We start from the raw sequence: 13,441 nt of genomic DNA, 5'->3' as shown, positions 1-13,441 counted from the left end.
CGTGCCCGGGCGCCCTCGAATCGCCAGGGCACCAACACCGGAGGTATCCGAGGGGCTCTAAGGTATGCACATGCTTCGTCGTGCCATGACCCTTGTCGCCGCACTCGTCCTGCTTGCCGGGCTCGGGTACGGGAGTCTCCTGCTGCCCATGCCCTATCTGGTCGCGGCGCCGGGCGTCACCCTGAACACGCTCGGGGAACAGGAGGGCGGGGAGCCGATCATCGGCATCGAGGGCGCCGACGACTACGAGCACGACGGCTCGCTGTCCATGGTGACCGTGCAGTACGCCGGCGGGCCCGACCACCGGCTCAACCTCTTCACCCTCGTGACGGCGTGGCTCTCGCCCAGCCAGGCGGTCCTGCCCGAGGAACTGCTGTTCCCCGCGGGACGCTCCCAGGAGGAGGTCACCGAGCGGCAGACCGTTCAGATGAACGACTCCCAGACCGACGCGACCGCCGCCGCCCTCAACCAGCTCAACATCGACTACGAGGCGATCCCGCTGGTGGCCGAGGCCGTCGAGGACATGCCGGCGGAGGGCGTCGTGGAGTCCGGTGACCGCGTCCTGGCGGTGGACGGCGAGCCCGTCCCCACCAGTACCTCCGGTGACGACAAGGAACAGCTCGTCGGCAGCGCCTTCGTGGTCGAACACGTCGGTGACCGTGAGCCGGGCGAGCCGGTCGAACTGCTCCTGGAGCGCGACGGCGAGGAGACCGAGGTCGAGCTGGAGACCGTCGAGGGCGAGAGCGGTTCCGCCGCCGTCGGCATCCTCATCGCCGACGACATGGACTTCCCCGTCGACATCGACATCAGCGTCGGAGAGATCGGCGGACCCAGCGCGGGCATGATGTTCTCGCTCGGGATCATCGACCGCCTCAGCGAGGAGAGCATCACCGGCGGCGCCCAGGTGGCCGGCTCCGGCACCATCACCTCCGACGGCCAGGTCGGTGGGATCAGCGGTATCCCGCAGAAGATGGTCAGCGCCCAGCGCGACGGCGCCGAGTACTTCTTCGTGGCCGCCGATAGTTGTTCCCAGGTGGCCCAGTCCGCGGCCTACGGCGAACTGGACGTGGTGCGCGTCGAGACGCTCACCGACGCCATGGACGCCCTGGAGACCATCCGCGAGGGCGGTGACGATTTCCCCCGCTGCGACTAGCGCGAGGCCGCACGATGCGAAAGGGCCCCCGGCACCGGATGGTGTCGGGGGCCCGCGTATTCGCCCGGCCGGTCCCGAAGGAGGACCGAGGGGAAGGACCGGAAAGGGCGCGGGCCTCAGTTCTCGTCGAGGTCCAGGGTGAGGGCGAGGGCCGAGGTCAGCGCCGGGATCAGGTCGGGGCCGTTGAGCACCTCGTCCTCGCTGTCGTGCCCGCGCATGCGCATGGCACAGTGCCGGGAACCGTCGCGCAGCACCCCCGCCACCATGCGGATCTCCTCGGTCTCCTTGTCGGAGGTGGTGGGGTCCTCATCGGCGGCCAGGGTCTCGTCCGACCCCTTCACCACCAGCCGTTCCATGACCAGGGCACAGCCGGCCACTCCTTCGGGCCACAGGATGCTGCCCAGAGCCTCCTCCAATGGGACGTCAGGAGGCAGTTCCTCCTGCTCGACCGGGGTCAGCTCGTTCGGGTCGGTGGGGGAGTCGATCCCCAACAGACTCGCCAGAGCGGGTTCCGCTGCCAGCAGCTCACTGGTCGGGACCAGGGCGTACAGCCCCAGAGGGCGATCCCAACCCTGTTCGGCTGCGTGGCGTTCCAGGTCCATGACGGCTTCGCGAATGTTCGACACGTTTCCATGGTGGCCGATGTGGGAGCCTCGCCGCGCCCGTTCACGGCCAGTAGGGTCGCAGGGGTGCCGTCCGTTTGCGACTCCGATACACCAACGATGCAGGCTTGTCACCCGCCGAGGGGCGATTTCGGGAACCTGGCGGCCACCGAATAAGTTCTCAACATAGAGCGCCACACGCGCACCGACCGCACCTACCAAGCCAGAACGAGGGGGAGGCGTGAGCTTCCGATCGCCCGGCGCACCACCTGCGCGTATGCCTCGCCGATCAAGGTTGCTCGCGCCAGTCGCGGCGACCGTGGTCGTTATCATCGCGGGGCTGATGCTCGCCGCGAACTTCTGGACCGACTTCAAGTGGTTCAGCTCAGTCGGCTACACCAATGTCTTCCTGACCGAGCTGTGGACCCGGGTCCTACTGTTCGCGGTGGCGGCACTCGTGATGGCCGTCATCGTCGGCCTCAGCATCTTCTTCGCCTACAGGGCCCGGCCGGGCATCCGGCCGATGAGCCTGGAACAGCAGGGGCTGGACCGCTACCGGCAGTCCATCGACCCGCACCGCAAGCTCTTCTTCTGGATCGCCATCGGCGCCCTGGCGCTGTTGTCCGGCGCCGCCGCGAGCGGTGACTGGCGTTCCTACCTGCAGTTCGTGAACGGCGTGGACTTCGGTGTCGCCGACCCCGAGTTCGGCATCGACATCGCGTTCTTCGCGTTCACCTACCCGTTCCTGCGGATCCTGCTGGGCTACATGTACGCGGCGGTCATCCTGGCGTTCATCGCCGCGGTGATCGTGCACTACCTGTACGGCGGCGTCCGTCTGCAGAACGACTCCGGTCAGCGCGCCACCCCCGCGGCCCGGGTGCACCTTTCGGTGCTGCTCGGCATCTTCGTGCTGCTGCGCGCCGGTTCCTACTGGCTGGACCGTTACGGACTGGTCTTCTCCGACCGCGGCTACACGTTCGGTGCCTCCTACACCGACGTCAACGCCGTCAAGACGGCCCTCACCATCCTCACCGTCATCTCGGTGATCTGCGCGGTCCTGTTCTTCGCCAACATCGCCTTCAAGAACACGATGATCCCGGTGGCCTCCCTCGGCCTGCTGGTCCTCTCGGCGGTGGTCGTCGGCACGGCCTACCCGGAGATCGTCCAGCGCTTCCAGGTCGACCCCAACGAGCAGCGCCTGGAGAGCCCCTACATCGAACGCAACATCGAGAGCACGCGTGAGGCGTACGGTGTCGCCGACACCGAGGTGATCGACTACGACGCCACCACGGAGCTCACCCCGCAGGAGCTGGCGGCCGAGGCCGACACCATCCCCAGCGTTCGTCTGGCCGACCCGGCCGTGGTCTCGCAGACCTTCCAGCAGATGCAGCAGGTCCGTGGCTTCTACCAGTTCCCGGACGTGTTGGAGGTCGACCGCTACCCGGACTCCGAGGGCAACCTGATCGACACGATCGTCGCCGTCCGTGAACTGGACGGTCCGCCCGACGACCAGGACAACTGGCTGAACCGGCACCTGATCTACACGCACGGCTTCGGTATGGTCGCCGCCGCCGGCAACCTGATCGACGACGAGGGCCGCCCGGTCTTCACCGAGTACAACATCCCGCCGCGCGGTGAGTTGAGCGAGGTCACGGGCGAGTACGAGCCGCGGATCTACTACGGACGCGAGGGCGCCGAATACGTCATCGTCCAGGCGGAGGAGGAGTACGACCACCCCCTCGATGCCGAGAACGAGGAACCGGACGTTCCCACCCTCGAAGACGCCGTGGAGTCCAGCCCGAGCCCGAGTGCCGACGAGGCGCGTGCGCCCGCCGAGAACGAGGGTGGCGAGGAAGAGGCCCCGGCCGAGGACGCGGAAGGCGCCGAGGAAGGCTCCGGGGAGGGGTCGGAGGGCGATTCGCAGCAGTACAACCGCTACGAAGGTGACGGCGGCGTGCCGCTGAACAACTTCTTCGACCGCATCCTGTTCGCGATCAAGTACCAGGAAACGAGCATCCTGCTCAACAGCGCGATCACCGGCGACTCTCGGATCCTGTTCGAGCGTGACCCGCTGGACCGAGTCGAGAAGGTCGCGCCGTTCCTGACCGTGGACAGCCGCCCCTACCCGGCCGTGGTCGACGGCAGGGTCCAGTGGATCGTCGACGGGTACACCACCTCCGACGGTTACCCCTACGCCAATCGGATCGACTTCACCCAGGCGGTGACCGACACCTTCACCGATGGTTCCGCGCAGCAGGTCGGCGCGCTCCCCGGTAACGAGGTCAACTACATCCGCAACTCGGTGAAGGCCACCGTCGACGCCTACGACGGCACCGTCACCCTGTACGGCTGGGACGAGGAGGACCCCGTCCTGAAGACCTGGGAGGGCGCCTTCCCGGGCACGATCGTCGACAAGGACGAGATGAGCGACGAGCTCGTCCAGCACCTGCGCTACCCGGACGACCTGTTCAAGGTGCAGCGCGAGATCATGCGCGAGTACCACGTCACCGACGCCGCGTCCTACTACGGTGGTCAGGACTTCTGGTCGGTCCCCAACGACCCGACCCAGGAGGGGGAGGTCTCCGAGCCGCCCTACCGCCAGACCATCAACTTCCCCGGCTCGGAAGAGGCGAGCTTCTCGCTGACCAGCACGTTCGTGCCGCGTGGTCGTGAGAACCTGGCCGCGTTCATGGCGGTGGACAGCAACCCCGAGTCCGATGACTACGGCCAACTGAAGCTGTTGGAGCTGCCCCGCAGCACCGTGATCTTCGGCCCCGGTCAGGTGCAGAACGCGTTCGACTCCGACGCCGACGTGCGTGAGGTCCTGCTTCCGCTGGAGCAGTCCAACGCCGAGGTGACGCGAGGCAACCTGTTGACCCTGCCGTTCGCCGGCGGTCTGCTCTACGTGGAGCCCCTCTACGTGCAGGCCGGTGGTGGCGGTGCGGCGTCCTTCCCGTTGCTCCAGCAGGTCATGGTCGGCTTCGGTGAAGAGGTCGCGATCGGCAGCAACCTCCAGGACGCCCTGAACAACCTGTTCGAGGGCGGCGAGGGGCCGCTGCCGGACCCGGACGAGGAGGGCGCCGAGGACGAGGATCCGGCCGAGGGCGACTCCGACACCGGTTCCGAGGGCGACTCCGATCTCACCGAGGCCCTCAACGAGGCCGTCGACGCGTGGGAAGAGGCCCAGGAGAACAACGACGAGGCCAACGAGCGTCTGCGTGAGGCCCTTGAGGCCCTTGAGGACGCCGCGGGTGATTAGCCGCGAAGTCGAGGGCGGTAAGGCCTCGACGAGGCGTTGACGAGCGGGGCGGGTACCTTCGGGGCCCGCCCCGTCGGCTTCTCCGGGGGAGGGTGTCCCGGGTCTCCGTGCGCCGATTTGGTGTTGTCCCCACAAGCACGCTAATCTGAAGACACAACAACGCGGGGTGGAGCAGTTCGGTAGCTCGCTGGGCTCATAACCCAGAGGTCGCAGGTTCAAATCCTGTCCCCGCTACCAGGTTCGGGCCCGGAAGAAATTCCGGGCCCGGTACTTTTCTCGATTTTCGATCCCATGGATTGATAATCGGGTTCATCCACTTCAGCGCCCTGCTAGAGTGAATGAGAACCGGGTCGCTGGTAGGCCTGGTCGGGTGGGTTCTCCACCGGTTCGGCGGAAGTCGGAACGGATTTGCCACCCGGGGGTCAAGGCCCTAAAGTAGGAGACACAACAACGCGGGGTGGAGCAGTTCGGTAGCTCGCTGGGCTCATAACCCAGAGGTCGCAGGTTCAAATCCTGTCCCCGCTACCAAGGAAACACCGAGTGGAGAAATCCACCCGGTGTTTTTTCGTATACGGCTTATTCGACGGCGAAGCGACGCCGTTCCGACCGCCCGGGTGAGAAGGCGGGCGATCGGAACGGGACGGGCCTTGGGCCCGAGACCGTCGACCGGCTCAGCGGGTCCGGCCCTCCACCAGTTCCACCACGCGGTCGGCCCGTTCGGCGACCTTCGGGTCGTGCGTGACGACCACCACGGCGGAATCGTGTCCCCGGGCCTGTTCGATGAGCTGGTCCATGATCATGGTGCTGCTGGCGGCGTCCAGGGCGCCCGTGGGCTCGTCGGCGAGGAGCAACGCGGGTTCGCGGCTGAGCGCGCGAGCCAGGGCCACACGCTGCTGCTCACCGCCGGACAGCTGGTGCGGCTGGGAGTTCAGTCGGTGGCCCAGTCCCACCGACTCCAACAACTCCTTGGCCCGGGCGCGACGGCGCAGCGCCGGCACACCCGCCAGCACCAACGGCACGCCCACGTTGGCCAGGGCCGATCTCCGCTCCAACAGGTGGAACTGCTGGAAGACGAAGCCGATCCCGTCGCCGCGCAGCCGTGATCTGCGACCCTCGCGCAGGGACGTGGTGTCGATCCCGTCGAAGGTGTAGGAACCCGAACTGGGCGTGTCGAGCAACCCCAGTACGTTCAGCAACGTGGACTTGCCCGAGCCCGACTGACCGATGATCGCCACGACCTCGCCGCGGGCCACATCGAAGGCGCAGTCGCGCAGCACGTCGATGCGAGTGCCCGACACCACGAAGTGTCGGGTCAGCCCCTCGATCCGCAGGAGCGGGGTCGTGGCCCCAGGGGCGCGGACCGCCACGGGCAGGGGAGTGTCGAGCGACATCTAGCCCTCCTCCTCAAGGCCCTCGTCGTAGAACTCGTCGTCGAGCTCTTCGTCCAACGGGGCCTCGGGCACGTCGAACCGCGAATCCAGCGGAACCGGGTCGAGGACCTGCTCGCCCACGCTCAACCCCTCGGTGACCTCGATCGACCGTCCATCGGACATGCCCAGGGAGACCTCGCGGACCTCCTCGGAGCCACCGTCGTCGACCACGACGACCTCGCCCGATTCGACGTTGCCGCGCACCGCGGTCACCGGGACGACCACCACGTTCTCGACCTCCCCGGTGCTCACCGAGAGCTTGCCCTGGACCCCGTCGAAGACCGTCAGGTCGGAGGGGACCCGGCAGGTCAGCTGTGAGCCGCCGCCACCCCCGTCGCCCTCGGGGCCTTCCTCACCGGAGTCCTCCTGTTCGGCGGTTCCCAGCCCGATGAACTCGCATTCGGCGGCGGGCGGTCCCTTGTCGACCTGGAGCATGATCTCGCCGGGGTCCTCGTAGAACCGGTACAGGTCGTTGGCGGGCACCTGGGCGACCGCGTGGAACTCCCCGGTGGTGACCGAGGCGATCTTGGCGCCGGGCTCCAGTACGTCGTCCACCCGGACGTCCTCCAGGCCCGACACGGTGCCGCTCACGGGCGCGTACAGGGTGACCTCGCGGGTTCCGGAGGAAGAATCGCCTTCCTCGGCGTCGGGGGCGGGTTCGGCGGGCAGCGAGACGTTGACGACCGGGGCGCCCTCCTCCACGGTGGCTCCGTCGTCCAGCCACAGGCGGGTGACGGTACCGCCCTGGCGCGCCTCGACGGGTTCACCCGGTTCCTGCTGGACGGTGGCGTCCAGGACCAGCTGCGAACTGACCGTGCCCAGCGCGACCTCCACCGGTTCCCCGCTCACGTCCGCGGCGGCGCCGACGACGTCCTCGTCCGTGGGCGCCGAGCCCATGCGCGACAGCAGGAGGTAACCCGAGCCGACCAGTCCCAGCAGCAGGGCCGCGACCGCGCCGACGATGATCCACTTCTTCACTGTTTCTCCTATTCCCGCAGCCCGGCGACGACGGACGCGCGCAGCGCCCGCATCGCGGGGATGATCCCGGCCAAGAGACCGACGAAGGCGGCGCTGGTCAGACCGACCAGCACAGCCGATGGGGGTACGGCCATGGTGATGTCCGGCGGCAGCGCGACGAAGTTCCCGATGATCGCCCCCGCCGCCGCGACCAGGGCGAACGACAGCAGCAGGGCGATGATCCCGGCGACCACCGAGACCACGACGGACTCCATGACCACCGCCACGAACAACGTGAACCGGCTCGCGCCCAGGGCACGGTAGGTGGCCAGTTCACGGCGGCGTTCTCGGACGGTGACCAGTCCGACGTTGAGCACTCCGAGCAGCCCCGTGGTGAGGGTGATGCCGGCGACGACGAGCAGCCCCACCGACATGGCGGTGATGACGATGTCCGTCTCCGCGGCGAAGTCGCTGCGATAGGCGAAGTACTCGAAATGTTCGTCGGTACTCCACCGCCACCGCGCCGACTCCATGCGTTCGGTGAACTCGGTACCGCCGGTCATCTGGTCGGCCGCGCTGTCGGAGGGATCCAGCCGGGCCAGGTGTGTGATCCCCAGGTCCTCACCTCCCTCCTGGAAACCCCCGATATCGGGGTCCCAGGCGGGGCCGAAGATGATCTCCTCGGAAACGGGGGAGCGCAACAGGTAAGCGGAGTACCAGTCGCCGTCCAGGGCGGAACCCTCGGAGACGCCGACCACCCGCACGTCGATCCAGTGATCGGTGCCCATCTGGAGTTCGGTCCCGTCGCCGAGGGTGTCGGCGAGGGACTGGTTGACCACCAGGACCGGGGCGCGTGACTCCTGGTCGGCCTCGGTGAACCAGCGGCCCTGGGCGATGTTGATCCGTCTGATGTCGGAGAGGGTGGCGTCCACCCCGGTGACGCTCACGGATTCGATGACCCCGTCGCCCGAACGAAAGAGGGTCTCGTTCTGGGGAGCCTGGTACAGCGAGACGTCCTGGGCGCCGGCGCGGGCCAGGTCCTCCTCGTAGGCGGCCATGTCGCTGATGGGGTTGTAGGCCATGGCTTCGAGGGTGGCCGCGCGTCCGGCGTTGGCCTCGCTGAAGGCGGTGGCGTAACGCTGACCGAGGTCGCCGGCGGTGACGACCATGATCAACGCGCCGACACCGACGACGATCCCCGCGCAGGAAAGGATGGTTCGGGCGACGTTGGCCCGAGAACCGGCGAAGGCCAGCACGATCCCGGCGGTGAGGGAACGCAGCATGGAGCCCCTTCCCGTGTGTATGTAGGACCCGGCGCGGTGGTATCGGTGGCGCCGGGGCGGCCCGAGAGGGCGGGCCGTCAACAGACTCATCGCGGGGAAGGGGGTTCTCGGTTCACATCGAGAGCTTTTTCGGCCGGCCGGATCCGGCCACCGAGAGTGAGGGCGGGTCTCAGTCGACCTCGAAACCGTCGCACGTAATGGGGTCGCCGGCGTCGTCGGTCCACAGCACGGTGTGCGCACCGCTCGTGGTGGGGCCGGCGTCGAAGTCGTCGGGGAAGACCAGGGAGGCCCACTCGTCCCGACCGAGGTCGATCTCGGCGGAGGCGGTCTCGCCGTCGGGGGTGGTCACGGTCGCGACGACGCTCCGGGCGGGGCCGCCGGCGGCGTCGGACAGGCCGATCTCGGCGGGCTCTCCGGCTTCGAGGGCGACGCGAGGGGCCTGGCTGCGCCAGTCCCCGGCGACCCGGGGGTCCACCGCGGGGGCGCACGCGAAGTCGTCCGGGTCGTAGAGGGAACCGGACGTACCGAGCCCCGGCAGGCCGGTGTCGGCGGAGTCGCGCACGCTCTCGGCGATCATCTCGCTGAGCTGCCGGGGGCTGTGACCGTGGCCGTCGGTGCCGCAGGCGGTGGCCAGGAGGAGGACCGCCCCGCAGAGCACGATCGCGCGCCGTGGATGGGTTGTCGTGGTCAGCACACAGCGCACGCTACTACGTAACGTGTTCATGTGTGCGCGGAGCGTGTCCTCAGTGGTGGCGCAGTGGGGTGGGTCCGCCGTTGAGCCAGGTCAGCGCCTGGTCGTGGAGCACACCGTTGCTGCACACCAGGGGGCCGCCGTCGACGAAGCCCTCACCGCGCAGGTCGGTGGCGCGCCCACCGGCCTCCTCCAGGATGATCGGCAGCGGAGCGGCGTCCCACAGCGACAGTTCGGGTTCGGCGGCGATGTCCACGGTGCCCTCCGCGACCATCACGTGCGACCAGAAGTCACCGTAGGCGCGGGTCCGCCAGACCGAACGGGTCAGACCGAGGAACGACTCCAGACGGCCCTGTTCCTCCCAGCCGGTCAGCGACGAGTAGCTGAACGAGGCGTCCGACAGCTCGCTCACCTTGGAGACCTGACAGCGCGAGGCCTTGGACAGACTGCGGCCGGACCAGGTGCCACCTCCCTTGGAGGCCCACCAACGGCGGTGCAGGGCCGGTGCGGAGATCAGGCCGACCACCGGCCGGTCGCCCTCCAACAGGGCGATGAGGGTCGCCCACACCGGGACACCCCGAACGTAGTTCTTGGTGCCGTCGATGGGGTCGATGACCCACACCCGGTTGCTGTTCCCGCTCTTGCCGTACTCCTCGCCGACCACCGCGTCCCGGGGGCGCGCACGAGAGAGCACACTGCGCAGTGTCTCTTCGACGGTGCGGTCGGCCTCGGTGACCGGAGTGAGGTCCGGTTTGGTCTCGACGACCAGATCCAGCGCGCGGAAATGCTTCATCGCGATGTCGTCGGCGGAGTCGGCGAGCACGTGGGCCAGCCGCAGATCATCGTCAAAGGACACCATGGCCGGTAACGCTACCGTCCCGGGCACGAACATGGCCAAAGCGGCACCCGCACGTGATCAGAGTGTTAGGGGACGTGGGTCGAGGAGAGAGCACCCTTATCGCGGAAGCGGTATCCGGGCGGCTGCGAGGATGGGGGCATGGAAACCGTGAGCGGAGACAGACGCGGTGGGGTGAGCACCGGCGCGCGCGAACGGCTGCTGGACGCGGCCTACGCCGAGGTGCTCGCCGGCCACTGGGGTGAGCGTCGGATGGTCGACATCGCCACGGCCGCCGGTGTGTCCAGACAGACCCTCTACAACGTGTTCGGCAGCAAGGAGGGACTGCTCCAGACGGTGGTGGTGCGCGAGGTGAACACACTCCTGGACGAGGTCGTCCGGGTGCTGGAAGCCGAGGGGCACGACCCCGCGCACGCCGTCAGCCGTACCACCCGCATGGTCCTGCTGGCGGCCAGGGACAACCCGCTGTTGCGGTCCGTGGTCACCGGCGACGACGAACTGCTCCCCGTGCTGACCACCCGGGCCGAGCCCCTCATGGACCTCCTCGGGGAACGGATCTTCCGGACGCTGCGGGAGCGCTGCCCGACCGCCGAGCCGTCGGTCACCGAGGCGGTGGCCGACGTCACCCTGAGGCTGATCGTCTCCTACTCGCTGCAGCCCATCGACCCCGACCGCGCCGCGCGCCGTGTCGAGATGGTCGTCCACGGCATGCTCTCGGTGGAACGCTGAGGAAGGGCGGCCAGGGCACCCGGACCCGCTTCGCGCCGACCGGTGTGGCCGGGCCGGACGATCAGGAGCGCGGATCGGCCGGGGCGGCGGGTTCGGTGTCGTCCTCGCCCTCGCGGCTGCTCAACAGCCGACGCAACGAGGCCACCCGGTCCGTGTCGATCTCGCCCCGCTCCAGGGCCGCGGAGATGGCGCAGCCGGGCGCGTCCTCTTGGTGGGTGCACTCCGGTGGGCAGTCCACGGCGAACTCGTCGAGGTCGTGGAAGCCCGCGACGATGTCGTCCGGGTCGATGTGCGCCAACCCGAAGCTGCGCACCCCCGGGGTGTCGATCAGCCAGCCGCCCTCGAACTCCAGGGCCGAGGCCGAAGTGGACGTGTGACGACCGCGTCCGGTGACCGCGTTGACGTGCCCGACGGCCCGTTCGGCGCTCGGGACCAGCCGGTTGACCAGGGTGGACTTGCCCACCCCGGACGAACCCACGAACACGGTGGTCCGCCCGGCCAGGCGTGCGCGGAGCCCGCTCGGATCCTGGTCCGGGCCCAGTACCTCGTAGGGCAGCCCGAGGGGTTCGTAGACGCCGAGCATCTCGTCGGGGGAGGCCAGGTCGGCCTTGGTCAGGCACAGCAGGGGTTCCAGCCCGGCGTCGTAGGCGGCCACCAGGCACCGGTCCACGAAGCGCGGTTGCGGCGCGGGGTCGGCCAGCGCGCACACGATGGCGAGCTGGTCGGCGTTGGCCACGATCACCCGCTCCACCGGATCGGTGTCGTCGGCGGTGCGCCTGAGCACGGACTCACGTTCGCGAACCCGGACCACCCGGGCCAGGGTGTCGGGCCTGCCGGACAGGTCGCCGACCAGGTCCACCCTGTCGCCGACCACGATGGAGCCCCGGCCCAACTCGCGGGCCTTCATCGCCACCACGGGCACCCGGTCCACCAGACAGCGGTACCGGCCCCGGTCCACGGCGGTGACCAGTCCCTCCCGGGCGTTCTCGTGCTTGGGCCGCTTGCTGGTGCGGGGTCTGGACCCACCCCGGGCGCGCACCCGGATGTCGTCCTCGTCGAGGTGACGTCCTCCGCCTCGTGTGCGACTCAAGACAGGACCTCGGACCACAGTCCCGGGAAATCGGGGATGGTCTTGCGGGTGGTGGCGATGTTCTCCACCTCCACCCCGGGCACCGCCAGCCCGATCACCGCTCCGGACGTGGCCATCCGGTGGTCGTCGTAGGAGTGGAACACCCCGCCGTGCAACGGACGTGGGCGGATCACCAGCCCGTCGGGCAGCTCCTCGGCGTCCCCACCGAGCCGGTTGATCTCGGTGGCCAGGGCCGCGATGCGGTCGGTCTCGTGCCGGCGCAGGTGGGCGATACCGGTCAGTCGGGACGGGGAGTCGGCCAGGGCGGCCAGCACGGCGATGGTGGGGCTGAGTTCACCGACGTCGTGCAGGTCGGCGGTGATGCCGTGGATCGCCCCGGTTCCGCGCACGGTCAAGCCGCCATCGGCGGTACGGGAGACCTCGCCGCCCATCCTGGTGAGCAACCCGCGCAGGGCGTCACCGGCCTGGGTGGTGTGCTCCGGCCACCCGTCGACGGTCACCTCGCCCTTGGAGACCAGGGCCGCGGCGAGGAAGGGAGCGGCGTTGGACAGGTCCGGGTCGACGGTGATCTCGGTGGCGCGCAGCGGGCCGGGGGCCACCTTCCAGGAGTTCTTCCCGGTGGTGATCTCGGCCCCGGCGGCGCGCAGCATCTCGATCGTCATGTCCACGTGTGGCTGGGAGGGCATCGGCGGGCCCTGATGGCGCAGGTGGATCCCCTCGGTGAAGCGGGCGCCGCCGAGCAGCAGCGCGGACACGAACTGGGAGGAACCCGAGGCGTCCAGCACGACCTCGCCACCACGCACGGAACCGGTGCCGTGGATGGTCAGCGGGAACGCGCCGCGCCCCTCGTCGTCGATGTCGGCCCCCAGCGCGCGCAGGGCGCCGAGGAGTTCGCCCACCGGCCGTTCACGGGCCCGTGGATCGCCGTCGAAACGCACGTCCCCCGAGGCCAGGGCCGCCAGGGGTGGCACGAAGCGCATGACCGTGCCCGCGTTGCCCACGTCCACCGTGGCCGGGCCGCGCAGCGGGGCGGGGGTGATGGACAGGTCCGGTGCGGCCGGATCGTTCGAGGGCACCTCGGTCACGGTGACGCCCAGCGCCCGCAGCGCGCCCACCATGAGTTCGCTGTCCCGGCTCACCAGGGGGGCGCGCACCAGGCACGGCTCCTCCGACAGGGCCGCGATGACCAGGGCCCGGTTGGTGATGGACTTGGATCCGGGCAGGCGGATCCGGGCGTGCAGCGGGGCGCCCGCGGTGGGCGCGGGCCAGTGCTCCCCGATGGGGGTGTCGTTCCGGTGGGACGGCGTGGACGCGGAATCAGGCATGGTCCAAGGTTATCGGTCCGGGGCCCGACCTGGAGGATCACTCGTCCGGCCTGTGGACGACCGGGG

At 69.1% G+C, this 13,441-nt stretch carries 11 protein-coding genes and 2 tRNA genes; 5 read left to right on the top strand and 8 right to left on the bottom strand.

Annotation, left to right across the window (positions count from 1 at the left end; genetic code table 11):
• Window positions 1-85 precede the first annotated feature (85 nt).
• On the top strand, window positions 86-1,153 hold the full coding sequence (locus tag ACWGKS_RS10530) for a YlbL family protein (RefSeq protein WP_358503445.1): 1,068 nt from the start codon (window positions 86-88) through the stop codon (window positions 1,151-1,153).
• A gap of 116 nt (window positions 1,154-1,269) precedes the next feature.
• Here the strand turns inward: ACWGKS_RS10530 and ACWGKS_RS10525 are convergent, their stop codons facing one another.
• A complete protein-coding gene (locus ACWGKS_RS10525) occupies window positions 1,270-1,779 on the bottom strand; it encodes a PPA1309 family protein (RefSeq protein WP_263363331.1) in 510 nt (169 codons plus the stop codon).
• 295 nt (window positions 1,780-2,074) lie between these two features.
• On the opposite strand from ACWGKS_RS10525, the gene ACWGKS_RS10520 reads away from it, so the two are divergent.
• The 3 genes from ACWGKS_RS10520 (at window position 2,075) to ACWGKS_RS10510 (ending at window position 5,542) form a co-directional block, all read left to right on the top strand.
• On the top strand, window positions 2,075-5,014 hold the full coding sequence (locus ACWGKS_RS10520; protein WP_452455242.1) for a UPF0182 family membrane protein: 2,940 nt from the start codon (window positions 2,075-2,077) through the stop codon (window positions 5,012-5,014).
• Window positions 5,015-5,174: 160 nt separating this feature from the next.
• Window positions 5,175-5,251 (top strand) — tRNA-Met (locus ACWGKS_RS10515).
• A 214-nt stretch (window positions 5,252-5,465) separates the two neighbouring features.
• A tRNA-Met gene (locus ACWGKS_RS10510) sits at window positions 5,466-5,542 on the top strand.
• Window positions 5,543-5,685: 143 nt separating this feature from the next.
• Here ACWGKS_RS10510 and ACWGKS_RS10505 read toward each other — a convergent pair.
• From ACWGKS_RS10505 to hisN, 5 genes are all read right to left on the bottom strand, one after another.
• Window positions 5,686-6,405, bottom strand: a complete 720-nt coding sequence (locus tag ACWGKS_RS10505; RefSeq protein ID WP_358503439.1) for an ABC transporter ATP-binding protein — start codon at window positions 6,403-6,405, stop codon at window positions 5,686-5,688.
• On the bottom strand, window positions 6,406-7,422 hold the full coding sequence (locus tag ACWGKS_RS10500) for an efflux RND transporter periplasmic adaptor subunit (protein ID WP_358503436.1): 1,017 nt from the start codon (window positions 7,420-7,422) through the stop codon (window positions 6,406-6,408).
• An 8-nt stretch (window positions 7,423-7,430) separates the two neighbouring features.
• Window positions 7,431-8,684 carry an ABC transporter permease gene (locus tag ACWGKS_RS10495; RefSeq protein ID WP_358503433.1) on the bottom strand — a complete coding sequence of 418 codons (1,254 nt, stop codon included), beginning with the start codon at window positions 8,682-8,684 and terminating at the stop codon, window positions 7,431-7,433.
• Window positions 8,685-8,853: 169 nt separating this feature from the next.
• Entirely contained in the window at window positions 8,854-9,378 is a 525-nt protein-coding gene (locus ACWGKS_RS10490; RefSeq protein ID WP_452455243.1) for a hypothetical protein, read from the bottom strand.
• Between the two features lie 49 nt (window positions 9,379-9,427).
• Window positions 9,428-10,234: a histidinol-phosphatase gene (gene hisN / locus ACWGKS_RS10485; RefSeq protein WP_358503427.1), complete on the bottom strand. Its 807-nt coding sequence runs from the start codon at window positions 10,232-10,234 to the stop codon at window positions 9,428-9,430.
• A gap of 138 nt (window positions 10,235-10,372) precedes the next feature.
• Between hisN and ACWGKS_RS10480 the strand changes: the two genes are divergently transcribed.
• Window positions 10,373-10,960, top strand: a complete 588-nt coding sequence (locus tag ACWGKS_RS10480; RefSeq protein ID WP_358503424.1) for a TetR family transcriptional regulator — start codon at window positions 10,373-10,375, stop codon at window positions 10,958-10,960.
• Window positions 10,961-11,021: 61 nt separating this feature from the next.
• Here the strand turns inward: ACWGKS_RS10480 and rsgA are convergent, their stop codons facing one another.
• Complete coding sequence (rsgA, locus tag ACWGKS_RS10475; RefSeq protein WP_358503421.1) at window positions 11,022-12,050, bottom strand: ribosome small subunit-dependent GTPase A; 1,029 nt, start codon at window positions 12,048-12,050, stop codon at window positions 11,022-11,024.
• On the bottom strand, window positions 12,047-13,375 hold the full coding sequence (gene aroA / locus ACWGKS_RS10470) for a 3-phosphoshikimate 1-carboxyvinyltransferase (protein ID WP_452522416.1): 1,329 nt from the start codon (window positions 13,373-13,375) through the stop codon (window positions 12,047-12,049). Before aroA ends, rsgA begins: the two co-directional genes overlap by 4 nt.
• Between the last annotated feature and the right edge of the window lie 66 nt (window positions 13,376-13,441).

The sequence above is a fragment of the Nocardiopsis sp. NPDC055879 genome, from assembly GCF_053615935.1.
The sequence above is the reverse complement of the archived record's forward strand: the minus strand, read 5'-3'. Positions and strand labels throughout refer to the sequence as shown.